We start from the raw sequence: 25,059 nt of genomic DNA, 5'->3' as shown, positions 1-25,059 counted from the left end.
ACGAGTTAAGTGTGAAGCTTTCCTTAATTTATTGAGGGGTAGTCAACTTTTTTGGATGCTTATGAACAAGACTTGAAAGATGTAAGCTGTTTTGACAGTAGGCTGCTGGGTACTCTCGCTCATACTACTGCTCCTAGAGGGGCAAAAGCTAGGAAATAGGGAGCGATAGGGTGTTCTCGAACTGCTGTCAGAATCAGTTAGAGCTATAAAGGCCGGGGATGGCCTTTATAGAGCAGTGGAAGCCCTATTACTTCATATTTATTCTCCCGCCTCCTTTCGCGACAGCTTCTATTGGTGAGGTAATTGCTGAAGCTGCATAAAATAACTAAGCGCTTTACAAAGCGAATAAGCATCTTGTGAGCCGGCCAGCTCTCGAATGGAGTGCATAGCAAAAGTGGGAGCACCGACATCCAGTGTCCTGACACCCACCTCACCTGATGTAATTGGACCTATGGTGCTACCACAGGCCATATCAGCTCGTGACACAAATGTTTGTACTGGCACATTGACCTCATCGCACACCCAGCGAAATAGCGCACTGGTTTCGCTGGTGGTTGCATAACGCTGGTTAGCATTAATTTTAATCACTGGCCCTTCATTGAGCTTAGGTCCATGGTTACTTTCATGTTTGTCTGCATAGTTCGGGTGAATACCATGGGCATTGTCAGCAGAGATCATTAAGCTGTTTTCCAAGCAAACGGTAAGAGGTTCTCCTGTGCCAACTATGCGCTCTAATGTTGACTTTAAAAAGGGACCATTGGCACCACAAGCGGACAGACTGCCTACTTCTTCATGGTCATTACACACTAGCAACATAGGTTGCTGTTGATCTTGTTGGTAGGCAGTAATGAGTGCTGCCATGCTGGTATAGCAGCTGAGCAGATTATCTAAGCGGGCACTGGCGATAAACTCTTGATTAAGTCCAATATAGCCAGGTAACTGGGTGTCATAGCAGACCATGTCATAGTCAAGTACCTTAACTGCATCCTCAGCCCCTTGCTGGTGGAGCTGTTCTAGCAATAGCTGACGAAAGCTAGTTTTATCCTTTGGTCGTTGCCCAAGAATAACTGGTATGTCCTTTTGGGGGTTGATGGAGCGGTTATTATTTGCTTCGCGATCAAGATGAATAGCCAGGCTCGGAATGATCCCAACTGGCCTTTCAAAATTGATCAGCTTGCTCTTCAACTTGCCGGATTTGCTGGTGTAGCTTACTCGCCCTGCCAGAGATAAGTCTCGATCAAACCAGGGGGCTAATAGCACGCCGCCATAAACTTCTAAACCTAACTGGAAGTAGCCTTGCTGAAAACGTTCTGCATTGGGCATGACCTTTAGGCAGGGGCTGTCGGTGTGAGCACCGACCATGCGAAAACCTTGCTGGGTGTAGCTTTCGTTGCCTGTGGTAAAGGCAATGATTGATGAGTCGTTGCGCGTAACAAAATATCCCTGCTGTGGCTTAAGCTGCCAGGTTTCATTTTCAAAAAGCTGGTTAAAACCAGCGGCTTTGAGTGCGCTTGCCATCTCAGTAGTTGCATGGAAGGGGGTTGGTGATTGAGCTAAAAAGCTAAGCAGGTTTTGGTTAAAGGCTTCAAGTGACATCATTTGCTTTGTTTTACCGGTACACAGTGAGGATTATGTTGTTATCTAGCCGAGTATATCAAGAATCGTGAATGACAGCCTCAAAATGGAATAGGGGAGGCAAATTCCAGTGGTGCACTAGTCTTGGGGTGGTAGAGTTTGAGGATGTGAGCGTGCAGTAGCATCCGAGATGATTGTGCATGAATGCTAGCTGGGGCATACCATTCATCGCCCAAAATAGGAGTGCCTAGTGCTTTAAGGTGTAATCGCAGCTGATGAGAGCGACCAGTTACCGGCTTTAATTCTACCCGGCTTTTTTGGCCATCATATTCTAGGACTTTCCAGCGAGTATCAGCGTTGCGGCCCATGCGATAATCAATGCGCTGCTTGGGGCGGTTGGGCCAGTCAACACAAAGTGGCAACGTAATCCGGCCTTGGGGCTGGGGTAATTTGCCTGCGACGACAGCTTGATAGGTTTTATCAACCACGCGCATTTCAAATTGCTTACTGAGATGGCGCAGGCTGTCTAAATGCATTGCCATCACAATTAAACCAGAGGTTTGCCAGTCAAGCCGGTGAACAATCCTCGCGGTAGGGAAAACTCGGGCTACGCGAGTAGCAAGGCTGTCATTCAGCTCAGGACGGTTGCTGGGTACAGACAGTAACTTTGCGGGCTTATCGAAAACCGCTAGATCATCATCATAATAAATACAGTCGAGATACTGCATAAAAGAATTTGAGCCTCAAATAAAAGCACTATTCATGGGGAGATAAATTGTAGTAACAAGGAGAAATTTTAACAAGAAAGGGAAATGACTAGCCGTAAAAGCGGCTAGCCAGGAAGGGTGACATTGAGTTCTAGAATGGAACAGTTGTCGGCGTTATCTACACTTACGGTTACTTGGTCATTTTCGATCTCAATATATTTTCTGACTACAGCTAAAATATCCTGCTGTAATTTAGGTAAATAATCAGGGCCATCACGAGTGGCTCTTTCATGAGCCACAATGATCTGTAAGCGCTCTTTAGCAACACTGGCACTTGGTTGCTTTTTTTGTCTAAACATTTCCAGCAAACTCATCATTATTAGCCTCCAAACATCCTTTTTAGCAGGCTTTTACGTTGTACCTCTAAGAAACGGTGGGGTAAATCTTCACCTTTAAAACGACAAACTGCATCGTTGTATGCCTGGCCTGCATCACTTTCGAGGTCGTGGATTACCGGAACCCCTTGGTTAGAAGCTTTAAGTACAGCTTTTGATTCAGGTATAACGCCAAGTAGAGGAATTGCCAAGATATCTTCAACATCGGCTACACTCAGCATTTCGCCGCGATTAACCCGGTCAGGATCATAGCGGGTAAGTAATAAATGCTCTTTGATTGGCTCTTTATTTTCTTCAGCTCGTTTGGATTTGCTGTGAAGAATACCTAGAATTCGATCAGAGTCACGCACTGATGACACTTCAGGGTTGGTAACGATTAATGCCTCGTCTGCAAAATACAGTGACATTTGTGCGCCTTTTTCAATCCCTGCTGGAGAGTCGCATACAATATAATCAAATTCTTTTCTCAGTTCGCTCAATACGGCTTCCACCCCTTCCATTGTCAGGGCATCTTTATCGCGCGTTTGAGAGGCAGGTAAAATATATAAATTTTCAACCCGTTTATCTTTAATCAAGGTTTGGTGAATAGTCGCTTCTTTATTAATGACATTAACAAAGTCGTACACCACCCGTCGTTCACAACCCATCACTAAATCCAGGTTGCGTAAACCAATGTCAAAATCGATGACAACTGTCTTATGCCCTTTTAGCGCGAGGCCAGTGGCAAAGGCAGCACTTGTTGTTGTCTTACCAACACCTCCTTTTCCGGAGGTCACCACAATAATTGTTGCCAAAATAGGACCCTTAAAAATTCTATTGCTGATTTATTAAGCGATTCTTAATTATTAATTAGCACACTCTGATTCAGAGTGCGATAATTTGCAACTCTTCATTTGATAATACGACTTGTACTGGCTGTTGCCATTGATCTCTAGAAATACCATTATCGACTTGATAACAGCCGGCAATGGCTATTAACTCAGGCTCAAAGCGCTGACAAAAAATTCGTGCCTCACGATTGCCATTAATACCCGCTAAGGCACGACCACGTAATGGCCCATATACATGAATATGGCCAGCGGCTAATAATTCAGCCCCGGCGCTGACCGGTGCCACCACCACCAAATCACCTTCAGGCGCTAATAACTGTTGTCCAGAGCGCACTGGATGAGTAATGAATTTGGTTGCTACCTGTTGCTTTGAGGGTAATTCAGGCTGCAAAGTTCCTTTTGTGCAGGCTTCACTTGTTGTGGAACTAGTTGAAGTATGTGCTGTTACGTTGTCAGCTTGATGATGATTTGATGAATGCTGTGTCACTGTTGCTTTTTCTTCAGGGAGCCAGGCTAGTCCTACGCTGCTAGCGGCCTGGCGAATATAAATATTATCAGAGCGAAAAGCCACCACTTGTAGTCCATGATTTGCGCACTGCTGTCTTAGTTCTAGCAGGTCCAGATTATGGTTATTAATGCATTTTGCTAAATTAATAATCACTGGTGTTTGCTTAAAAAAATTGGGTGCTTGCTCTACTTTTTCAGAGAGTGCGGCAACAAATTTTTCTGGCTGATACCGGTATAAGTCAATTGAAGTCAAGTTGACGCGACTGGTTTTTAATTGAAAACAGCTGTCTTCCTTTGAAGCAAAAGTTGCATTGGTTGTCATAGTCGTTGCTGCGTTGGCTGCTTTATAAGCTCATAGGTTAAACGATAATACTCGGACATTCACAAATAAAAAAACTAATATTGTGAGCGAGCAAACCGAAAACATCGGAATGTTCACACTGTTATTAGGACCCAAGTCAATACCTACTCGTTAGGTAAGTCCCTCTATGATCAATGGGGTAAATTGCGTACAATGGCGCGCTTTTAATTATGATATAGACATTTAAAAGATAGCACTTTTTGGATGTCTGTGTGGATTTGAAATTAAATAAGAAGCCATTAGTCAATGTTATGCGCGCCCTTAGTAGTAGGTTGTAGCTCTGCATTGTTGTGGCTTTCTGGAGTTGGTAGTTAAAGGTATGCTGGAACCCAATCGCTTTAAGGCGAAATTCCTCAACCCAAGATACTGGCTGACCTGGTTGTGGCTAGGTATAGCTTGGCTAATCAGTTGGTTACCTTATTCATGCCTAATGTGGCTAGGCCGAGCCATTGGCAAATTGATGTACCGTTTGGCCGGTCGCCGGAAACAGATTGCAAAAACAAACATCGCTCTGTGCTTTCCGGAGCTTACCTCAGATGAGCAAGAGCGAATGCTCAAAAATAACTTTATCTCAATGGGGATGAGCTTACTGGAAGTAGGGATGGCTTGGTGGTGGCCTAAATGGCGGCTGGCTAAATTGTCAACAATTGATGGCCTGGAGCATTTACAGCAACAGGAAGGTGAGGGGACTCTATTACTAGCCATGCATTTTTCAACGCTGGAAATTGGTGCTGCATTATTAGGTAGGGAAATGCCAATTGATGGTATGTATCGTAAACATAAAAACCCTGTTTTTGATTATATTCAGCGTCAAGGCAGGGAAAATTACCATCCCTCATCACAAACAATTCCGCGCAAGGAAGTACGAACCATGCTGAAAGCCTTACGGCAAGGTAGAACCGTATGGTATGCACCTGATCAGGATTATGGGCCAAAGCAAAGTATTTTTGTGCCATTTTTTGGGGTGACTGCCGCAACCGTGACAGCAACCGCTAAATTTGCAAAATTAGGTAAGGCGAAAGTTGTGCCTTTTGTTCAACATCGTCGAGAAGATGGAAAAGGCTATCATGTGCAGGTATTACCTCCGTTGGAAAATTTCCCTACTGACGATGAAGAAGCGGATGCAGTGACAGTCAACAAGCTCATTGAGATGGAAATCCGGAAGCGGCCGGATCAGTATATGTGGTTGCATAGACGCTTTAAAACCCGACCTGAAGGGGAGGCAAAAATATACTAAGCCTGAAAGCTTCATCCAAAAAGTAACAGCACCTCTAGTAAGGTGCTGTTACTACAGTTTAACCAGCAAACATAATACGAATGCTGTCTAACCTTAAGTTAGCTTGCTGCAACGCTGTTACCCCTTGAGCTGCTAAAGTACGCCACTGCTCAATTTCTGCCTCACGAATATTCGGATTGACTTTTTGTAGCGCTTCCAGTCGATTTATTTCCTCTCCTAATTTAGCCAGTAATTGCTCAGTAGCTGTTTGTACGATGGTTGTCACCTGTTCATTGGCTTTTTCTTCAGCAATTTTTAAGGTTTCAGAAATAGGCTCTGATTGTGCCTTGATCAGTTTTCTGGCAGTTTTTTTCTTGATGGGGTGTAATTGAGCATCCAGGGTTTCAAAGGCGACTTTATCTGCCAGGTTATTACCTTGAGGATCAATTAACGTACGGATACTAGCAGGTACCATTAGCCGCTTTAGTTGAGGTTGCTGTTGAACAGGGGCTTCAACGATAAAAATAGCTTCTACTAACATAGTGCCTGGTTTTAATGCTTTATTTTTTAATAAAGCAACCGCCGTATTACCTAATTCAGTATCCAGCATTTGTTCCATGCCATAACGAACTAGAGGATGTTCCCAGGTTAAAAACTGCATATCCTCGCGACTTAATGCCTGCTCACGAGAAAAAGTCATAGTGGTTCCATCTTCTGGCAACCCTGGAAAACTAGGTAATAACATTTGCTCTCCGGGACGAGCAATAATGGCATGCTCTGAATGGTCTTCAGAGTCAATGCCAAAACAGTCGAATAAAGCCTCTAAATACTTTTTCAAAGGTTTGGTTTCGTTGGCAGACTGAATAGCATCAATTAATTCGCTGGTGTCGTTAAGGCCTTGTGAGTGTAACTCCAGCAAGCGGTCACGCCCGGCTTGCAGGTTAGATCGCAGCTGTTGATTGAGCGTTTTAGCTTCCTCAATAAAAGCATCAATGTCCTGTTGTTCATTAATTGCTGTAGTTAATAAGGCTTCTAGAGAAGGTTTTAATTGCTGGTAAACACTATCACCAGTGGTACAAATTTGCTCAAACGCGTTAAGGCTATGGTGATACCACTGAAATAAAACGGCTTGTGATGAGTTTTCAAAATACGGCACATGTACTTTAATCGTTTCAGTCTGGCCAATCCGATCCAGGCGACCGATTCGTTGCTCAAGTAAATCAGGCAGTACAGGTAAGTCAAACAATACTAAGTGATGGGCAAACTGAAAATTACGACCTTCACTGCCAATTTCGGAGCAAATTAAAGTTTGGCAACCATATTCTTCATCAGCAAAATAAGCAGCAGCACGATCTCGCTCAATGATGCTCATGCCTTCATGAAAAATAGAGCTGGCAATACCAGAGCGAACTCGTAATGCTTCGTCTAGCTCCATACAGGTTTCGGCATGGGCACAAATAATTAATACTTTCTGGCTTTTAAGTAGCTTTAATAGGTTGATGAGCCAGTCTACTCTGGGGTCAAAGCGCCACCATGGGTCTTTATCTTCAACCAGAATTTCTTTTTCATAAGTGCGTTCAGGAAATAAACCTGCATAAGGGTTACCACCATTTTCTAGAGCAAGCTGGTAAAGCTCGGGTAAGGCTTGAGGATAAGCTTGCATTACACGGCCAGGAAAGCCAGAAACCGCTGACCGCGTATTTCGATAAAGTACCCGACTGGTGCCGTGACGATCTAGTAAATGAGATAACAGTTGTTGTTTAGCTTGCTGCTTGATGTCATCTGCTTGATCACTATTGATAATAGTGGCTAGCTGGTTGGCTTCGTCTCCTAAATAGCTAGTCAGTCGACCGATTGTGGGTTCTGATAAAACCTGACTATCAATTAGCTCTTCCGCCATTTCAGCCACAGCTTGATATTGTTGTGACTGGCTTTCAAAGTCTGCTAGGGAGTGAAATTTATCTGGGTCCAGCAATCGTAAATGGGCAAAGTGGCTGCTGTGTCCGCACTGTTCTGGGGTGGCTGTCAGTAATAAAACACCTGCCGTTTTTTCTGCCAGCTGCTCAATAGCAGAATATTCATCGCTTGCTACTTCAGGTGTCCAGCTTAGGTGGTGAGCTTCATCTACCACTAATAAGTCCCACTCAGCGGCCAGCGCATCGTCAAGGTGCTGAGCATGTGTCAACTCATTTAGGCTAATGAGTACCAGTTGCTCACTTTCAAAGGGGTTGCCAGTATCTGCGGCTTTTGCGTGTACTAACCGTTCGCGATCAAACAAACTAAAGTGCAGGTTAAAGCGCCTTAGCATTTCTACCAGCCATTGATGTAACAGACTTTCAGGAACCACAATCAGTACCCGTTGGGCACGACCGCTGAGTAACTGCTGATACATGATCAGGCCTGCCTCAATGGTTTTACCTAGTCCTACTTCATCTGCTAATAAAACGCGAGGTGCCTGGCGCTTACCCACTTCATCAGCAATATGTAGCTGGTGGGGGATTAGGCTGGTACGAGCACCACATAAGCCTAATAAAGGCGATTGGTAGAGGTTTCTGGCTTGTTCCCAGGTTTTATAACGCAGGCTAAAGTGATTATTTTGGTCAACCTGGCCTGCTAGCAAGCGCTCTTTTGGCTTTTGAAATTGAATAAAGTTGCCCAGGCAGGACTCAGGAAGTTCTGTCGACTCTCCATTCGGTAGCTTGCCCTGGTAAGTAATAAGCCCATCTTCTTCTACTGCATCGGTGACTACTATGCTCCAGCCTTCGTGGCTTTCGATAGTATCGCCAGCAACAAAGCGAATGCGGGTAAGCGGAGAGTTTTTTACTGCATAAAGTCGAGTTTGCCCATTAGAGGGAAACAGTAATGTGACCATTCGTTGATCCAAGGATAAAACAGTGCCTAGGCCTAGCTCTGTTTCTGTATCACTAATCCAACGTTGTCCTGGAACAAATGTCGTCATTCTGTACGCCTATCTACCTCAGAAAAAGGCGATATGGTAGCGAATATATTTTGAATAACAATAGTCGATTTGCCTAATTTTAGGCAGAGATTGTAAGTGCAGAGGATGAAATGGCTTACTAGCCTGAATACATTGACTCTTTTATAGTCAATGTAGTGTTTGAGTAAAAGAGATAGTGGTACATGCATAAGGTTGTGGTACATGCATAAGGTTAAGGAATTAACTTGTTACCTTAATTATTTGACGCATGCACCACTGGTACAAAATGGTTAATTACTCGTTAGTATTTTCTTCTGCAGGCTGTTCAGCAGCAGACTCTTTACCAATCTCTAATACTAATTCAGGCTTTCCTTTAATAGCTTTTGCCAAGGTTTCTTTATGTTTGGCGAATAATAAGCCAATATCTTCAGCGATTTTGTCATCGATATTATCAAAGGTTTGCTCTAGCAACATGGTGATATTTGCAGCTAGCTCAAGCATTTTATCGTGTTCTTCGGCGGCTTTTTTATCTGAGAACATACTACCGTCCCTATCGCATTTCCACATGGGTATAACGGCCATTCGCTCACCTCTTGCATGGACCAATTTAATTTAGGCCTTAGACCAAGTACATCATAAGACCTTGTTATTTAAAGCAGATGCTATTTAAAACTGATATTGCTTAACACCAGCAGTACTGATAGCTGATAATTATGGTGATACTGTATAAAAATACAGTAAATTTGTCCATAGGGGCTGTATTGTATCCAATAAGGTTGTCAAGGAACAATCCAAATTTGTCCTGAATAAGGAAAACAACTTGCTTTAAATCAATAAAAAACAGCAACTAAGCCGTTATTAGCCTGGACTGATTGATTTTAATCAATAAAAGCGAGTTGAGTAGCTGTTACTGTAGCTTTGCGTTTAAGAGGCAGTAGCCAACAGGAGGTAAGCGATGTATTTCGATGAAACAATTTTAGCTTCGCTGATTACAATTGGTTTGATTATTGGTTTTTTTGTTGGTGTGGGCCTGCTAATTCGTAAGGATATTAACAATCACCGTTAAGCATACAGTTTTTTACAGTTTTGGCGAGTAGCTCAGGCTGCTGGCCAAAAGTCAGGTCGCTAAGATCTGAACGTTTGAGGCTAGACAGACGTAAGGAATGCTCTATTTGCGTAGAGCTTTTTAAGGTAAGTGTGGTGGGTTACTTAGTTTTGTCAGGTTTTATGTAACCTATCGCCTTGCCTGTTTTTTGTATTAGCCTGTGCATCGTTTCTCTAATTCACTTCTCTTTCTCTTTGCTTAATTCCTCCTGTTAGTACTTTCTTTCACTTGTGCTTACCTTTTCGCATGGCTGGTTTCAGGTTAAGATTAACCTAGTCGGTTAAGCATGGGAGACAGGTGATGAGTGTACAAACTGAAATTGAACAAAAATTGACTAAAGCTTTAAAGCCTGCCTACTTAGCTGTTACCAATGAGAGCCATATGCACAATGTGCCTCCAGGCTCAGAATCACACTTTAAAGTCGTGGTTGTATCTGCTGATTTCTCAGGAAAAATGCCTGTAAAAAGACATCAGTTGATTTATTGCTTATTAGCAGAAGAAGTGCAACATAAGATTCATGCATTAGCATTGCATACTTATACGCCAGATGAATGGAAAAAGCAGGCTGAGTCAGCACCTGACTCTCCTAATTGTGCGAATAAAAGATAAGTTTTTATTACTATGTGTGGCGGTGCTGAGTTTGTACAAAACAGCGAGCGTTATCGAGTATTTTTTCCTAACCCGAAGGCAAGGTTACCAGTATTGCAAAAGGATGGCAGTATTGTCATGGTTCCCTGGGGCAGGCGAGAAAACCAGCCAGGTAATACACCTCAGGGTGGCTGGGCCAGGTTAGAGTCTATCCAGCGAGGTGCTTGGCAACAATTTAACCCCAAGCCAGTGAAAATTGTTGTCACCTCTTTTATGGAAAAAGATGAGGCTGAGCAAAGCCGCTGGTTTCCATTAGAAAGCCATGAAATTATCCAAGGTTTATTGGCTACTGATGGTAGTTTTCAACGAGTCTATGTGGTGACTGAACCTCATCCCCAATCCACTCATGACAGTGGTCGCTGGCCGCGGGTTATCTCTCTGGAGACTGCTGTTGATAAAGGGGAGTCGACGTTAGATGAGCCTGAGCAAACCTCATTAATTTAAAAGAACTCTTTCTAAAACTAGTCTTGCTTTAACTAAATCACTAAAATAAGACGTTTTAATCAATTTGGTTATGCCAGCAGATTTGCGATCTGCCAAGGTAGAGGAATTAAGATGTCTCCGTTTGTTATTGCTGCCCTTTATAAATTTACTCGATTACCAGAATTTGAGGCAATGCGTCAGCCTTTATTGGATAAGATGCTTGCCTTTGATGTGAAAGGTACCTTGCTATTAGCTGCTGAAGGAATTAATGGTACGGTTGCAGGGAGTCGAGAAGGAGTTGATCAGTTATTAAGTTACTTAAAGTCCCATGAACCATTGGCAGGTTTAACCCATAAAGAGTCCTACGATAACAAGCAGCCTTTTTATCGCACCAAAGTCAAACTGAAAAAAGAGATTGTGACTATGGGTGTGCCTGGTATTGATCCTAACCATGTAGTGGGCACTTATGTGAAGCCAGCGGAGTGGAACCAGCTGATCAGTGACCCTGAAGTGCTTTTGATTGATACCCGCAATGATTATGAATATCAGGTAGGGACTTTTGAAGGGGCAGTTAACCCAAAAACTGAAAGTTTTCGGGAGTTTCCTGACTATGTGGCGCAGCAGCTTGATCCAGACAAACATAAGAAAGTAGCTATGTTCTGCACGGGTGGTATCCGCTGTGAAAAGTCTACCGCGCTATTAAAAGAACAGGGTTTTGAAGAAGTGTACCATCTGGAAGGTGGCATTTTAAAATACCTGGAAGAAGTGCCTGCTACAGAAACTAAATGGGAAGGTGAGTGCTTTGTGTTTGATAACCGAGTAACGGTGGATCATCAGTTAAATAAAGGCAGCTATGATATGTGCTTTGGCTGTCGGATGCCGATTTCTGACCAAGATAAACAGTCTGAGCAGTATAAAGAAGGCGTGTATTGCCCTCACTGCTTTAACTCTCAGGATACTAAAACTCGGCAACGAGCAGAGTCTCGACAAAAACAAATTGAACTAGCCAAGCAGCGAAACCAGCCTCACCCAGTGGGCTTAAAAATGAAAAGTTAGCCATAGTCTTCAATGGAAGTCACCTATCTATTTGACCCCATGTGCTCCTGGTGCTGGGGTTTTGCGCCAGTCATTGACAAACTGTCTACAATGCTTGAGGGAAGAGGGCAGCTATGCTATCGAGTAGGCGGGTTGCGAGCAGGGCAGCGTCAACCTCTTACACCACCTCTAAAGCAGTATATTCTCAATCACTGGCAGCAAGTGTCCGAGGCCACTGGTCAGCCATTTAACTTTGCAGGCGCACTCCCAGAGGGATTTATCTACGATACAGAGCCAGCCTGTAGAGCAGTGGTGGTAGCAAGGCAGCATTTTTCTGATCATCTGAAAGCGTTAGTCGAGGCGTTACAACGAAGTTTTTATATGGATCAGCTGGATATCACTACCCCTCATGGGATTAAGCAAGCAGCTATTCAAGCGCAGTTGCCTGTAGACACATTCATGGAGGCGTTTTTCGCTGATGAAATAAAAGCGTTAACTCAGCAGGATTTTGATTTGGCTTATAATTTAGGCATTCAGGGCTTTCCTACACTGCTTTACTTTGATCAGCAGCAATGGCATGTATTGGTGAATGGTTATATGGGGTGGGAGCAGCTACAGCCTTTAATTGAAGAATTATTAACCTAATAAGAGAGTGTCGCAGCAACAGAATACCCTCTCACTCCATATCGACTAGCTTTTTGCGACAACCTGATAAAGGGGGGTAAAAGTGGCCATTACTAACGTGTTTTACAAAAGAGTTAATCTGCTTGTTGAGATGACACTGCTGAAAAGGGTTTAGCTTTTAACGTAGGCACTTTAACGACAATATAATAACTGACGCAACAGGCGATAGTTAGTAATACCCCTTTTAGTAACCAACTGCTCACTAGCCAACAGCTAAATAGCATACAAGGCCAAAGTAATAATAAAGTATAGGTTTTGGCCTTGGCAGGCATGCCCTCACCAGAAAGATAATAACAAATATAATTGCCTAATTGGGGATGGTTAATCAGCCACTGATGAAATTTATCTGAGCCTTTTGCATAGCAGCCTGCTGCGAGTAGTAAAAATGGAGTAGTAGGTAATAGAGGCAAAAAAATGCCGACAACACCAAGCCCTACAGCTAAATGTCCAACCACAATATAAACCCAGCGCCACATAATCGTGTGTTCCTAAAGCAGGCTTTCTTTAAGCATAATTTCTAGCATAGAATACTGCCTACATTACTCCGCCAGACAAATAATAACAATATATGACAGCACAACTGCTTATCCAGTCTAATGGTGAACCCTTATTTGGCATTTTTGATCACCCCATTAGCAAAATCAATGTCAGTGACTTTCAGCTCTTAACCCCTTTTGGCAAACCGGCCAATCGTTGGCAGCAATGGTTTGGTTTTAATCAATTTCAGTATTTTGGGGTTATTTCCGATGAGTTAATTCTAGGCTGTGCTATTGCTGATACTAAACTGGTGGGTGCTGCTTTTTGCTATTTGTATCGACCTCAAACGGGCGAAATGCTGGCTTACTCATTAAAGTCACCTTTTGCCCATGCTTGCCAGTTTGCTGTTAGTCCTGATACAGGCAATACAACCTTTGTGCAAGGTAAGCAGCGGATTGATATGATTAATCAGCCTCAGCCTAAAAGTCGGTATTTAGAGGTATCTCTGCCTAAACATGGGTTAAAAATTAATTGCCACTTTAGTGAGCGCGACAGTTTTGCTCCTATGCGGATCTGTACTAAAACGGGTGTGAATGGTTGGGTCTATGCCCAAAAAGCGGCTGGAATACCAGTGGAAGGCACAATTGAATGTCAGTGGGGCACATTTGATTTGGCTGCACTCGGTGCTTGTGCTCATCATGATTATTCCAGTGGTTACATGCGTCGCGAAACGTTTTGGAATTGGGGGTGTTTATCAGGCCGTACGAACAATGGTCAGCTAATTGGGCTTAATGTGTCTTGCGGTGTCAATGAAACTGGTTTTACAGAAAACTGTTTTTGGCTGAATGGCCAGTTACATAAAGTAGATACAGTTGCCTTTAACTATCAAAAACAGGATTTATTTCAGCCCTGGCGCCTTCAATCTTATGATGGCAAAGTTGATTTGACGTTTACACCCCTGGGCAAGCATGCAGAGTGTCTTAACTTATGGTTGATGGCTTCTAATTTTCATCAACTCTTTGGGCATTTTAATGGTCATTTGGAAACAGTGGGAGGTGAAAAAGTAGCCATTAATAATATGCTGGGGTTTGTAGAAGATCACTATGCAAAGTGGTAATTAATAACGGTTAAACAACATAAGCCAGATGTTCATTTATGATTAATTTTCCTCGTTATAGTTTTGCCAGTTTATTTATCTGTCTGATTTTTGTTGGTATTGTGTACCCTTTTATACCTAAGCTGGTAACGCAAAACATTTTGTTGAAAGCCAGCTTTAGTATCCTATTGGTCTCTTCGGTTTATATTTTCAGTCATAACAAGAAAGCACTGGTTATATGCTTACTATTAGCGATTCCTACGGCTATCTCTTCATGGCTAGCCATTATTAGAGATGTGCCTGAAATTGTACTCATTTTAGATAATGCGACCAATGTGGTGTTTTTTCTTTATGTGATCTTTGAGTTGATCAAAATTATTTTCAGTGCCTCTGTTGTAACACGTAATATTATCTATGGCGCAATGAGTATTTACTTATTGCTGGGTATTATGTGGGCATTTGTTTATGCGCTACTTGACTTATTAATAATTGATGCCTTTGGTGGGAGTAGTTACCAGAGCGCTCACGACTTAAGCCAGTTTATTTATTTTAGCTATGTAACCCTCACCACTTTAGGGTATGGTGATATGATGCCACTGGCTGGGCCAGTGCAATCCATAGCGGCAATGGAAGCAATTACTGGCCAGTTTTTCCTGACGATTTTAGTGGCAAGACTGGTAGGCATGCACATCAGTCAAACGACGAATGGCAACGGCTGAATAATGGTGTGACTTATTTTTTTCGTACTAAATTAACCCCATCTCGTACGCTGAGAAACACATTTTCCAGTTGCGGGTTGGTGGCAATATGCTGGTTAAGCTCAACAATAGCCTGGTCTCGCTCATCATTTGGGTTAAGCACATTGCCTTGCCAAAGGGCATTATCAATGACAAATAGCCCGCCTGAACGCACTAGGGGGACAGTGGCTTTCAGGTAGTTAAAGTAGTTCTTTTTGTCTGCATCCACAAATACCATATCAAACTGCTTATCTTGTAGAGTATTAATGGTATCCAGGGCTTTGCCAAAGCGAACTTCTATTTTATGGCCATGGGGGCTGCGATCAAAAAATGATTGAGCAAACTCAATGGCTCTTGGGTTCGTTTCACAGCAAATAACTCTGCCGTCTTCTGGTAAGGCTTCGGCAATCGACAGGGCTGAATAGCCAGTAAACATACCAATTTCTAGCACAGTTTTAGTTTGGCTTAATTGAGTGATAAGTTTGAGCAGGCGACCAATAATCCGACCAGATAATTTCACCGGGTAGCCCATCTGCTCATTAGTTGTATCAATGAGTTCTTGTAATAAAGGGGGTTCCGGAGTTGTTTGGTCAAAGCAATACTGATCAATGGCTGGGTGTACTAGGAAGTCTTTCATCATCTTTTTCTACAGCGAAATGATGGCCAATTGTAGTGATCTTTGGTCATACTGCAAGTTTGAAGAAAGTGGTTATCACTATCGGTGCCACTATCAATAAGTGTCATGGCTCAGGATTAAAGTATGGGTAAACCAAGAATCACCATTGAATATTGTACTCAATGCCAATGGTTGTTGCGTTCGGCCTGGTTAGCCCAGGAGTTGTTAAATACGTTTGGCACTGACCTGGGGGAGGTGGCATTAATACCTGGTACTGGAGGCATATTTAAAATTCAGGTGGCTGGCCAATTGGTTTGGGAGCGAGTGAAAGACGGTGGGTTTCCTGAGGCAAAAGCGCTAAAGCGAAGAGTCAGGGACATTATTGCCCCTGATCAGGATCTAGGTCATATCGACCGGTAGTGAATGGCTTAGTTGGGAAATACTTGTTTAAAGGGCTTAACGGTCACATGCTCATAGACCCCTGCAGCAAGATAAGGGTCTTCACTGGCCCAAGTTTCAGCATCTGCCAGAGAGGCAAACTCAGCCACAATTAAACTACCAGTGAAGCCTGCAGGGCCTGGGTCGTTATTATCAATAGCAGGGAAAGGGCCTGCCAGCACCAGGCGGCCTTGTTGCTGTAGAGTGTCTAAACGAGCCAAATGGTCTGGGCGCGCAGACTGGCGCTTGGCTAAGCTGTCAGGTACATCCTGACAGGTAATCGCAAACAGCATAAAAATCCTTAATAGTGATAAACGCTAATCTTTTGTTTGTTGGCTGATTGACTGGCTGTTTTTCTCAGGTTCACTCATATAGCGGGAAAGAGACATGACGATTCCAACCATATAAACCATGGTTAAAGCGGTTAAGCCAAATAGTTTAAAGTTAACCCAAGTGTCTTCAGAAAATTGATAGGCAATATAAAGATTCAGGATGCCAATAAAAAACAGGAAGCCACAGGTAAACCAGTTTAGCTTTTCCCACATTTTTGCCGGCACATCCGTCATCATAATGTTGGAGGTTTTGAGCATCCCTTCCAGGGCTCGCTGGGTAAGGTTTTTATGGGTAACAAAATGGCTAATGAGGAGTGCCGCAGCAAGAACCCAATAAAGGATCGTTGGTTTCCATTGAATAAAGGCTTTATCTTCAAACAGTAATGTCAGACCGCCTAAAAAGACCACTAACACCATTGAAATAACATGGATTTTCTCAATCTTTTTATGCTTCAGCCAGGTATAAGCCATTTGAAAAATTGTGGTTACAATAATTGTAGCTGTGGCAATCAGGATATCGCCGGTATACTTATAAACACCGAAGAAGGCAATGACGGGTAACAGGTCAAAGAAAAATTTCATAATAGGCTAAATTTTGTCCGCTTTTAGATGAAGGCTATGATATACGATTTTCGACTGAGCAGGTAGTTTCCCTTATTGCATAAGAATAGGATAATTCGCAATAGATAAGCAGGTTTGTTTGCAAACAAACTCAAAAAGAGGGTGTCGCAAAAGGTTATGAGCGAAGCAAAGACAAGGCAAAAATCGGCGAAAAAGCGGAGTTTATACAGAATAAATGAGTATTTTGAGTCGATTTTTAACGCAGTATTTCCAAGCGCAGTAGTTTTGTGACAGCCTCAATAGTAGTAAGGAAAGTTGGTTGAAAATAGATTTACATTGTCACTCTACCGCATCAGATGGCGTTCTATCCCCTTTAGCGCTAGTGCAAAGAGCAATTGAACAAAAAGTAGAGGTGCTGTCATTAACTGATCACGATACTGTGGCAGGTTATCAGCACTTGCAAGGGCAGGCAGCGCTCTCACAGCTTTATTTAATACCAGGCATTGAGCTATCGGCCGTTTGGTCGGGGGTGACCATTCATGTGGTTGGGTTGGGCTTTTCGCTGGATGATCCATTATTGGCTGGCTATTTGGACCAGCAGCAGCAGGCCAGACAACAGCGTGCAGAGAAAATCGCGGCTAAGCTGGCTAAACGAGGCTTTGCAAATACACTGGAAGGTGCGCTTGCTGTTGCTCAAGGTCAATCTGACTTGCCGGCAGCTGATGTCCAAATTGGCCGACCTCATTTTGCTAAGTACTTGGTGAGTGAAGGCTATGTGCCTGATATGGCGACAGCATTTAATCGTTATTTAGGGGCAGGAAAAGTAGGGGATGTCAAAAGCCAGTGGCCTTCATTGGCTCAAGTGGTTGATTGGATTACCTCTATGAAAGGAGTGGCAATACTGGCTCATCCTCTCAAGTATAAAATGACCAATACCAAACTGAGGGCCTTGATTAAGGCATTCAAAGCGGCGGGTGGAGAAGGAATTGAAGTGGCCCTAGCTGGGCAGCCTCAAGATGCAACCCACTTTTTAGCAGAACTATCCTGTCAGTTTGAATTGCTGGCTTCAGTTGCCAGTGACTTTCATGGCCCATTTAATCGTTGGATTGAACTCGGTGGTGCGCCCCCATTACCTAAGCAATGTAAACCACTGTGGGAAAATTGGATGCTGGAAAAGATGCGGTTCTGTTGACACTTCCTGAAGGATAAAAAATAGGTTTACTGCTAGATTAATGATATATTTAGATTATTCGCACATTCCTTGTCGAGATGACAACTAACCCAGAGCAGGTGTTTTGTGAGTCAATTTTTTCAAATTCATCCAGAAAATCCACAACAGCGCCTTATCAATCAAGCAGCCGATATTATTAGTGATGGTGGGGTTGTTATTTTCCCTACAGATTCCGCCTATGCAATTGGCTGTCATATTGGTGAAAAAAAAGCCATTGACCGCATCCGTCGTATACGGCAAATCGATTCTCGGCATAATTTTACCTTAATGTGTCGTGATTTAGCTGAGATATCTACGTACGCTAAAGTTGACAACTCAGCTTATCGACTGCTTAAAACTTATACGCCAGATGCATACACGTTTATTTTGCAAGCGACTAGAGAAGTACCCAGGCGCTTCTTACACCCTAAGCGTCGTACAATTGGTTTACGCGTACCAGACTGCCGGGTGACGCAAGCATTATTGGAAACATTAGGTTCGCCAATGATGAGCGTCACCATGATTTTACCGGGTGATAAAGAACCAATGATTGATCCCTATGAAATGCGGCAAATGCTGGAGCAGCAGGTCGATTTGATTATTGATGGCGGCTACTGTGGTATGGAAGCAACAACCGTTATCTCAATGCTGGATGATGTGCCAGAGATATTGCGTGAAGGCAAGGGTGATCCATCGCCTTTTAAGGAGCCCTCAGCTGCTTAGTTTGTTTGAAAGCCCTCAGCTGCACTGTATATGAAGAGATTGGGTAGCCTAGCTAATAAAATGTTCAATTTTTTGCTCCTACAATATTTTAATGGTTTGGTCGTTTGGGTTTGGTTGTTTGATAGTAGAACCGTCTGATGAATAAACAGGTTGATCTTTCTACAGCTGATGGAACAGTAGACGAGTCGGTTACTGTTGTTGATGCAGATGAAACAGTGGTTGCAGCAGAGCAAGCCGAAGCGGTTGTTGATACTGACGCAACAGACGAGGAAGGCATTAAGCGTCGGTTTCGTCAGCACAGCCAACAACAAGAGCTACCTTTTGCTGTTATACAAGGTAAACCTGTTACTGAAATACCACAGGACTTGTATATTCCACCTGATGCTTTGGAAGTTTTTTTGGAAGCATTTGAGGGGCCGCTGGATTTATTGTTGTACCTGATAAAACGGCAGAACATGGATGTGTTGGAAATCTGTGTGGCGGATATTACCCGGCAGTACATGGATTATGTGGAGTTAATGAAAGCAGTCCAGTTTGAGTTAGCAGCAGAATATCTTGTGATGGCAGCAATGCTGGCTGAAATTAAGTCCAGAATGCTATTGCCACGCACTGAAACAGCAGAGGAAGAAGAGGAAGCAGATCCTCGCGCAGAATTAATTCGTCGTTTATTAGAGTACGAACGGTTTAAAAAAGCAGCAGAAGATTTAGATAACTTGCCAAGAGAAGGGCGAGATTATTATTCAGTGTCTGCTGCCCCGCCAACCATTGTGGCTGAAAAACAACACCCTGATGTTGACCTTAAAGAAATATTGCTTGCACTGTCTGGTGTGCTAAAGCGGGCAGAGCTATCTGAAAATCACCAAATAGAGCAGGAAGCCCTCTCAACCCGTGAGCGAATGACCCAAGTACTGAGTATGTTGTCAGCAGATTCATTTACGCCTTTTGTTTCCTTGTTCAAAGTTGAAGAAGGCAAGCTAGGGGTAGTAGTGACATTTTTAGCGGTAATGGAGCTAATCAAAGAGTCTCTTGTAGAGATTGTTCAAACCGAGCCATTTGCTCCCATTCATGTTAAAGCGAAGGCAGTCCATGATGACGGAACAACCAGCGATTAAATTAGCCAATATTATTGAAGCGGCATTGCTGGCTTCTAATAAGCCATTAAACCTTGACCAAATGCGACAGTTGTTTCCCGAAGACGCCGGGCCAAGCAAAGAAGAAATTCAGCAGGCACTGGCAGATATAACTACTGCCTGTGAAGGGCGGGGCTTTGAATTAAAAGAAGTGGCTAGTGGTTATCGTTTTCAGATACGTCAGGAAATGGCGCCCTGGGTAGGCAAACTGTGGGAGGAAAAACCACAGCGATATACCCGCGCTTTATTAGAAACACTAGCCCTGGTTGCTTATCGACAGCCTGTGACCCGTGCAGAAATCGAAGAAATTCGTGGTGTCAGTGTTAGTTCTTCTATTGTGAAAACGCTGTTGGAGCGGGAGTGGGTGCGTATTGTGGGGTATCGTGATGTACCCGGCAGACCTGCTATGTATGCGACTACACGACAGTTTTTAGACTATTTTAGTTTAACCAATTTAGATGAACTGCCTCCACTTTCTGAGTTACAGGATATTGAAAAAGCCAACCAAGAATTGGCACTTGAAGAAGGTGAAGAGGCTGTGGCCAGTGTGATCCCCGACACTTCAAGCTCAACGGATTCGCCAGTCGAAGCTGGGGCTGAATCGGTAGAAGCAGAGGCTGAAGAGGTAGATGAAGAAGCGCTTTTCCAAGAAATTGAGGAAATGCAAAAAGATCTACCAGAAGACTTTATTGATCCAGCCAAGCTCGAGCCAGAAGAACTGGCTGCTCTAGAAGAAAAGCAGCAATCAGACTCTGAAGAGGTCTCAAAAGAAGCAGAAGAAGTGGCTCTTTCTCCTGTCGATGCTGAACAGATTGAAACTGCTGAAGACACTGAAACGGATGATACATCACTGATCCAGGCAGGCATACAACAAGAAGCGTATGAAGAAGCAGAGGTTGCAGGCATTGTTGTTACCGATTCCAACAATGATGAGTCAGCCACAAATAAAGAAGAGCTTGCTATCAATAGTGATGTGCAAGCTGGTGATGATGTAACTGTGGACACTATTGAAGCCGATGCAGTCGAAGATGTTGAAATGGATGAGCTAACATCACTGTTTGATGATGTGTCTACTGACTCCCCAGAACCAGTTGTCAGTGAGCTAGAACCAATTGTCCGTGAGCTAGAAGCAATGGATGAGCAGGAGGGAGGGCTGGTTGTTGAGCCTGATGCTGATGAATTCAATGATATTCAAACGAGTAACAACACGACTAATGTAAGTAATGGCACTGATAATGGTAGTGCAACCCAGTTATCGCAAGATACTGATCTAGTAGAGCAAGCAATTTTCATGGCTGATGAAGAGGAAGATAGTGGTACAGCTGAAGTTGTTACAACTATCACTAGTACAGATTCAGAACCTGCTGATCATATGGCGGCAGATGTGTTGGCAACTGAACTACTGACACGTTCGGCAGACACGGTTATTCCCTCTATATTTCAGGATGAGACTGAAACTGACCATACTCCGTCAGATGAGTCGCCAGTTGCTCGCTCTTCTGATTCCCAAGACTCCTAAGTTAACTTAAGAATTACCTTGATGACCACTGATACAACCCAATCTGAGCGTATCCAAAAAGCTTTATCCCGAGCAGGGGTTGGCTCACGCCGCCAAATTGAAAAATGGATAGCCGAGCAACGTATAACGGTAAATGGTGTGCTGGCTGAGCTGGGCCAACGGATATCACCCAAGGATGATGTGAAGCTGGATGGCCGGCAGGTGAAAGTACTACCTGAACAAGCGGGTTTGCGCCGAGTATTGATGTATAACAAGCCTGAAGGTGTGGTTTGTTCCCGGCATGATCCTGAAGGTCGCCCTACGGTGTTTGATCGCCTACCTCCACTAAAAGGGGAGCGCTGGATTGCGATTGGCCGACTGGATATTAATACCTCTGGTTTGCTGTTGTTTGCTACAGATGGTGAGCTAGCGAATCGATTGATGCACCCCTCTCATCAAGTGGAGCGTGAATATGCAGTACGCGTCATGGGAGAAGTCACTCAAGAGACAACTACGCAACTATTTAATGGGGTTGAGCTGGAAGATGGGTTTGCTCGGTTTACAGATATTGTTGACTCTGGGGGTGAAGGCATTAACCACTGGTTCCATGTTGTCATTATGGAAGGTAGAAACCGCGAAGTTCGCCGTTTGTGGGAATCCCAAGGGCTGCAAGTGAGTCGATTAAAGCGAGTACGCTATGGCTCTGTCATTATGCCAAGTAATTTGCGGCTGGGGCGCTGGGAGTCTTTAGACCAACAGGCAGTAGATAAACTAGCTGATGCAGTTGGGTTATCACCGAAACCGGTGGCACCACTCAACCCAAAACAGCAAGAGCAAGGCAAACGACTACAGCGGAAACGTCTAAAGCCAGAGGGTCGACCTAATACTAATAAAAAAGATACAAAGCCTAAAGCTAAGCATAAAACTGCTCATAAGCGCTAAGCACCTTTTAGCTAATTAGCAGAGAATAGACTGGGCCTTGTTTTCTTAGGCTATTTTCTTAGGCAATGGCGCAAACTTTATTTCTGCCTTGGTTTTTTGCTTGATAGAGTGCTTTATCAGCGCGTTCTAGCAAGCAGAAAACACTGTCCCCCTTTCCAAACATCGCCGTGCCAATACTAATCGTGACTGGAATAGACTGGCCATTGTAATGGCACTGCATCGCTGCAATATTTTGTCGTAGCCGTTCAGCGACGAGTTCTGCTCTGATAAGGTCTGTTTTGGAAAGCAAAACGACAAACTCTTCTCCGCCAAACCGAAATGTCATATCAATATTTCTTAGTGAGTATTGGAGGCAATCAACGGTTTTTTTCAAAATATAATCGCCAGCTGGGTGGCCATAGCTATCGTTGATATTTTTAAAGTGGTCAATATCGATCATGAGTAATGATAACGGCTGTTTTTCTCGACGGCAGATGTTCAGTTCCCGCTTAATAGCATTATCAAAGGCAACTCGATTACCTGCCCCAGTTAATGCATCTTTTAATGCAGTGGCAACCGCCAGTTGATACTGAAGGGCGTTACGTAAAGGGTAAACCAAGCAGCCTAATAATGACTCAATATGAGCGAGTTCTTCTTCTTGAAATCGTTGTTGGCGACGAAATGTAATTTCACCAACAGCTTCATTATCGGTAATCAGTCGATAGTTACAGCTGTGATGGCTTTGCTCACCTACTGATACATTGATATTCAGCTCACTGTGAATGTAGTTAAGCCCATGAATAGTGACATGGGTTTGAACTTCATGGAAAAAAACAGTGAGCACCCGCTCAATCTCAAGGCTGTTTTGCAGTCGATTCATCAGCCTGATTTTGAGTAGAAGCTGGCTTTCGGTGGAGTTTGGGTGTTTCCCTTTGGTTGGCAGGGGAGTGATTAATTTAATGTTGCTGCTATTTGACTTATCTGCTGCTGACATTGACTGCATTCGCGAACCCTTTGTGTAAAGCTTGTTTCCTTTTGATGTTATGTTGAAGTCTCTGCGATAACTGTGCCAAGCGCTCTATAGTTTTGATAAATAATGTAAAAACAAGAACTTGTACTAAGTACCTAAAACAACTGTTAGATTGAGAAGGGAGATATTTTGACTGGTGTCAATTCTGTGGCTGAGAAAAATATTGAAATTATCGATCTTGCCAATCTTTTGGCATAACTGAGGCAAATAGTTGCCCCTCCCTCTATCTATTGCAGTACCTTGTTAGGAGAGCTTTCTACTATTTTGTAGAGCAATAGTCCAATATTAATCAATCTAATAAAGAAAGTAATGATGTATTAACCCCGCTGAAGATCAAGAGAAAGTCATATCAGGGGGTTAAGCTAAGTAGTTAATGCAGAAAATTATTGAGCGTCAAACGCCTGACCAGTCACTTTTTGACTATCTGGTCCAAGTAGATACAAATAGACATTCATAATGTCTTCAGGGGCTGGCAATTGCTCGGGGTTTTCGGCTGGGTAAGCCTGGGCTCGCATATGAGTTCGAGTAGCTCCTGGGTTGATAGTGTTAACCCGTACAGGGCCAATCCCTTCCTCTTCATCGGCTAGTGTTTGCATCATGCCTTCGGTAGCAAATTTTGATACGGCATAAGCTCCCCAATGGGCTCTGCCTTTTCGACCTACTGATGAGGAGGTGAAAACAATAGAAGCATCTGAAGAATGATGCAGTAAAGGCAGTAACGCCTGAGTCATTAAAAAAGGTGCATTTAGGTTGACCTGCATCACTTTATACCAAATTTCAACATCATACTGGCTAAGGGGGCTCAGGTTACCCAGTAAGCTGGCATTGTGCAGCAGGCCATCTAAGCGACCAAACTCTTTTTCGATGGTGCTGGCCAAGTCATCGTAGTCTTTAGGGCTGGCACCTTCTAGATTCATAGGGTAAATCGCAGGCTGAGGGCCACCTGCGGCTTCAATCTGGTCATAAACATCTTCTAACTTCTTGGTTGTACGGCCTAGTAAAATAACGGTTGCACCGTGTTTAGCAAAGCTAATGGCAGCCGCCTTACCAATGCCATCGCCGGCGCCAGTGACTAAAATAATGCGGTCTTTTAACAGGTTGTCAGGTGCTTGATAGTCAAACATATATTTTGTTAAGGCTCTTGGGTTCGTTGCCAGTTAAGTTCTTCCAGCCAGGCTAGCAGTAAATCGGCACTGCTAATGGCGTGATCCGCTTGCCATTGGGCAATGTCATGGTCTGCTGTTACATAGCCATAGCTGGCGGCCACTGTCAGCATACCTGCGGAGTTGCCAGCAGAAATGTCTCTTTGATGGTCTCCGACATACACTACGTGATATGGGTCAACCTTTAGCTTATGGCAGGCTAATAATAATGGCTCTGGGTCTGGTTTGGTATTTTTTACGTGCTCGGGGCAAATAGTCACACTGGTTCGAGATGACAGCGCCATATTTTCCAGTAGTCGCTCAGTGAGGTACCAAGGCTTATTTGTCACCACGCCCCAGGGGATGGATTTTTGTTCAAGGGTATCAAGCAACTTGGAAATACCAGGAAATAGTTGAGCTTTTTTCCCGATTGTTTGGTAGTACAGCTCAAGTAACTCACTTCTTGCTTGAGTGAATTCAGGGTGGTCTTCACTTAGCGAAAGAGCTAGCTGAACCAGTGCTTTTGCTCCATTAGACACTTGGTTACGGATAGCTAGTTCAGTAAGTGCTGGTAAGCCACCTTGTGCTCTCAACTGGTTAATGGGCTGCACAAAATCAGGGGCAGTATCTACCAGGGTGCCATCAAGATCAAAAAGTATTGCAGCAAGTGGGTATGGCATAGACAACTCTCCCCTAAGTAACACCCAGAACTTATATAATGAAA

General features: G+C 43.6%; 28 protein-coding genes. 14 read left to right on the top strand and 14 right to left on the bottom strand.

Annotated elements, in window-relative coordinates:
• Positions 1-288 precede the first annotated feature (288 nt).
• From ORQ98_RS10110 to minC, 5 genes are all read right to left on the bottom strand, one after another.
• On the bottom strand, positions 289-1,599 hold the full coding sequence (locus ORQ98_RS10110) for a M18 family aminopeptidase (RefSeq protein ID WP_342455193.1): 1,311 nt from the start codon (positions 1,597-1,599) through the stop codon (positions 289-291).
• Between the two features lie 77 nt (positions 1,600-1,676).
• Positions 1,677-2,303 carry a pseudouridine synthase gene (locus ORQ98_RS10105; RefSeq protein ID WP_274688683.1) on the bottom strand — a complete coding sequence of 209 codons (627 nt, stop codon included), beginning with the start codon at positions 2,301-2,303 and terminating at the stop codon, positions 1,677-1,679.
• Between the two features lie 104 nt (positions 2,304-2,407).
• Positions 2,408-2,656: a cell division topological specificity factor MinE gene (gene minE / locus ORQ98_RS10100; protein WP_180569660.1), complete on the bottom strand. Its 249-nt coding sequence runs from the start codon at positions 2,654-2,656 to the stop codon at positions 2,408-2,410.
• Positions 2,657-2,661: 5 nt separating this feature from the next.
• Positions 2,662-3,471 carry a septum site-determining protein MinD gene (gene minD / locus ORQ98_RS10095; protein WP_274688682.1) on the bottom strand — a complete coding sequence of 270 codons (810 nt, stop codon included), beginning with the start codon at positions 3,469-3,471 and terminating at the stop codon, positions 2,662-2,664.
• Between the two features lie 70 nt (positions 3,472-3,541).
• Positions 3,542-4,336 carry a septum site-determining protein MinC gene (minC, locus tag ORQ98_RS10090; RefSeq protein ID WP_274688681.1) on the bottom strand — a complete coding sequence of 265 codons (795 nt, stop codon included), beginning with the start codon at positions 4,334-4,336 and terminating at the stop codon, positions 3,542-3,544.
• 358 nt (positions 4,337-4,694) lie between these two features.
• Between minC and lpxL the strand changes: the two genes are divergently transcribed.
• Complete coding sequence (lpxL, locus tag ORQ98_RS10085; RefSeq protein WP_274688680.1) at positions 4,695-5,612, top strand: LpxL/LpxP family Kdo(2)-lipid IV(A) lauroyl/palmitoleoyl acyltransferase; 918 nt, start codon at positions 4,695-4,697, stop codon at positions 5,610-5,612.
• Positions 5,613-5,670: 58 nt separating this feature from the next.
• On the opposite strand, the gene rapA is transcribed toward lpxL, so the two are convergent.
• Complete coding sequence (gene rapA, locus ORQ98_RS10080) at positions 5,671-8,550, bottom strand: RNA polymerase-associated protein RapA (RefSeq protein WP_274688679.1); 2,880 nt, start codon at positions 8,548-8,550, stop codon at positions 5,671-5,673.
• 273 nt (positions 8,551-8,823) lie between these two features.
• The gene (locus ORQ98_RS10075; RefSeq protein ID WP_274688678.1) at positions 8,824-9,111 is read right to left on the bottom strand and encodes a YebG family protein; all 288 of its coding nucleotides are present in this window, start codon (positions 9,109-9,111) and stop codon (positions 8,824-8,826) included.
• A 373-nt stretch (positions 9,112-9,484) separates the two neighbouring features.
• Here ORQ98_RS10075 and ccoM point away from each other — a divergent pair, with 373 nt between their 5' ends.
• The 5 genes from ccoM to ORQ98_RS10055 all read left to right on the top strand — a co-directional run bounded on the left by ccoM (position 9,485) and on the right by ORQ98_RS10055 (position 12,385).
• Positions 9,485-9,595, top strand: coding sequence for a cytochrome c oxidase subunit CcoM (gene ccoM / locus ORQ98_RS29585; protein ID WP_425347679.1), 111 nt, complete (start codon positions 9,485-9,487; stop codon positions 9,593-9,595).
• Positions 9,596-9,934: 339 nt separating this feature from the next.
• Entirely contained in the window at positions 9,935-10,243 is a 309-nt protein-coding gene (locus ORQ98_RS10070) for a BolA family protein (RefSeq protein ID WP_274688677.1), read from the top strand.
• 12 nt (positions 10,244-10,255) lie between these two features.
• On the top strand, positions 10,256-10,726 hold the full coding sequence (locus ORQ98_RS10065) for a hypothetical protein (protein WP_274688676.1): 471 nt from the start codon (positions 10,256-10,258) through the stop codon (positions 10,724-10,726).
• Between the two features lie 111 nt (positions 10,727-10,837).
• Positions 10,838-11,761 carry an oxygen-dependent tRNA uridine(34) hydroxylase TrhO gene (trhO, locus tag ORQ98_RS10060; RefSeq protein ID WP_274688675.1) on the top strand — a complete coding sequence of 308 codons (924 nt, stop codon included), beginning with the start codon at positions 10,838-10,840 and terminating at the stop codon, positions 11,759-11,761.
• 12 nt (positions 11,762-11,773) lie between these two features.
• Positions 11,774-12,385 carry a DsbA family protein gene (locus tag ORQ98_RS10055; protein WP_274688674.1) on the top strand — a complete coding sequence of 204 codons (612 nt, stop codon included), beginning with the start codon at positions 11,774-11,776 and terminating at the stop codon, positions 12,383-12,385.
• Between the two features lie 113 nt (positions 12,386-12,498).
• Here the strand turns inward: ORQ98_RS10055 and ORQ98_RS10050 are convergent, their stop codons facing one another.
• Positions 12,499-12,900 (bottom strand): YbaN family protein, encoded by a 402-nt coding sequence (locus tag ORQ98_RS10050; protein WP_274688673.1) that lies wholly within the window; start codon positions 12,898-12,900, stop codon positions 12,499-12,501.
• A gap of 92 nt (positions 12,901-12,992) precedes the next feature.
• On the opposite strand from ORQ98_RS10050, the gene ORQ98_RS10045 reads away from it, so the two are divergent.
• Positions 12,993-14,018, top strand: coding sequence for a DUF2804 domain-containing protein (locus tag ORQ98_RS10045; protein ID WP_274688672.1), 1,026 nt, complete (start codon positions 12,993-12,995; stop codon positions 14,016-14,018).
• Between the two features lie 38 nt (positions 14,019-14,056).
• On the top strand, positions 14,057-14,716 hold the full coding sequence (locus tag ORQ98_RS10040) for an ion channel (protein ID WP_274688671.1): 660 nt from the start codon (positions 14,057-14,059) through the stop codon (positions 14,714-14,716).
• Positions 14,717-14,729: 13 nt separating this feature from the next.
• Here ORQ98_RS10040 and ORQ98_RS10035 read toward each other — a convergent pair whose 3' ends face one another.
• Complete coding sequence (locus ORQ98_RS10035) at positions 14,730-15,374, bottom strand: O-methyltransferase (protein ID WP_342455192.1); 645 nt, start codon at positions 15,372-15,374, stop codon at positions 14,730-14,732.
• 120 nt (positions 15,375-15,494) lie between these two features.
• On the opposite strand from ORQ98_RS10035, the gene ORQ98_RS10030 reads away from it, so the two are divergent.
• Complete coding sequence (locus ORQ98_RS10030; RefSeq protein ID WP_274688670.1) at positions 15,495-15,770, top strand: Rdx family protein; 276 nt, start codon at positions 15,495-15,497, stop codon at positions 15,768-15,770.
• Between the two features lie 8 nt (positions 15,771-15,778).
• On the opposite strand, the gene ORQ98_RS10025 is transcribed toward ORQ98_RS10030, so the two are convergent.
• Together ORQ98_RS10025 and ORQ98_RS10020 are read right to left on the bottom strand one after the other, a co-directional pair.
• A complete protein-coding gene (locus ORQ98_RS10025) occupies positions 15,779-16,081 on the bottom strand; it encodes a YciI family protein (protein ID WP_274688669.1) in 303 nt (100 codons plus the stop codon).
• 24 nt (positions 16,082-16,105) lie between these two features.
• On the bottom strand, positions 16,106-16,702 hold the full coding sequence (locus ORQ98_RS10020; RefSeq protein ID WP_274688668.1) for a septation protein A: 597 nt from the start codon (positions 16,700-16,702) through the stop codon (positions 16,106-16,108).
• A gap of 298 nt (positions 16,703-17,000) precedes the next feature.
• Here ORQ98_RS10020 and ORQ98_RS10015 point away from each other — a divergent pair, with 298 nt between their 5' ends.
• The 5 genes from ORQ98_RS10015 to rluB all read left to right on the top strand — a co-directional run bounded on the left by ORQ98_RS10015 (position 17,001) and on the right by rluB (position 22,184).
• Positions 17,001-17,873, top strand: coding sequence for a PHP domain-containing protein (locus tag ORQ98_RS10015; protein WP_274688667.1), 873 nt, complete (start codon positions 17,001-17,003; stop codon positions 17,871-17,873).
• Between the two features lie 105 nt (positions 17,874-17,978).
• The gene (locus ORQ98_RS10010; RefSeq protein WP_274688666.1) at positions 17,979-18,614 is read left to right on the top strand and encodes an L-threonylcarbamoyladenylate synthase; all 636 of its coding nucleotides are present in this window, start codon (positions 17,979-17,981) and stop codon (positions 18,612-18,614) included.
• A gap of 137 nt (positions 18,615-18,751) precedes the next feature.
• Positions 18,752-19,726, top strand: a complete 975-nt coding sequence (locus tag ORQ98_RS10005) for a segregation and condensation protein A (RefSeq protein ID WP_274688665.1) — start codon at positions 18,752-18,754, stop codon at positions 19,724-19,726.
• Positions 19,701-21,263 carry an SMC-Scp complex subunit ScpB gene (scpB, locus tag ORQ98_RS10000; protein ID WP_274688664.1) on the top strand — a complete coding sequence of 521 codons (1,563 nt, stop codon included), beginning with the start codon at positions 19,701-19,703 and terminating at the stop codon, positions 21,261-21,263. The genes ORQ98_RS10005 and scpB overlap by 26 nt, the downstream gene beginning before the upstream one ends.
• Positions 21,264-21,284: 21 nt before the next feature.
• The gene (gene rluB / locus ORQ98_RS09995) at positions 21,285-22,184 is read left to right on the top strand and encodes a 23S rRNA pseudouridine(2605) synthase RluB (RefSeq protein WP_274688663.1); all 900 of its coding nucleotides are present in this window, start codon (positions 21,285-21,287) and stop codon (positions 22,182-22,184) included.
• Between the two features lie 58 nt (positions 22,185-22,242).
• On the opposite strand, the gene ORQ98_RS09990 is transcribed toward rluB, so the two are convergent.
• The 3 genes from ORQ98_RS09990 to ORQ98_RS09980 form a co-directional block, all read right to left on the bottom strand.
• Positions 22,243-23,166 carry a GGDEF domain-containing protein gene (locus ORQ98_RS09990; RefSeq protein WP_274688662.1) on the bottom strand — a complete coding sequence of 308 codons (924 nt, stop codon included), beginning with the start codon at positions 23,164-23,166 and terminating at the stop codon, positions 22,243-22,245.
• 410 nt (positions 23,167-23,576) lie between these two features.
• On the bottom strand, positions 23,577-24,317 hold the full coding sequence (locus tag ORQ98_RS09985; protein WP_274688661.1) for a YciK family oxidoreductase: 741 nt from the start codon (positions 24,315-24,317) through the stop codon (positions 23,577-23,579).
• 8 nt (positions 24,318-24,325) lie between these two features.
• Positions 24,326-25,015, bottom strand: a complete 690-nt coding sequence (locus tag ORQ98_RS09980) for an HAD-IA family hydrolase (protein ID WP_274688660.1) — start codon at positions 25,013-25,015, stop codon at positions 24,326-24,328.
• Positions 25,016-25,059 lie beyond the last annotated feature (44 nt).

This window comes from Spartinivicinus poritis, assembly GCF_028858535.1.
Taxonomy (GTDB): domain Bacteria; phylum Pseudomonadota; class Gammaproteobacteria; order Pseudomonadales; family Zooshikellaceae; genus Spartinivicinus; species Spartinivicinus poritis.
This window is presented reverse-complemented; position numbering and strand designations above follow the sequence as displayed.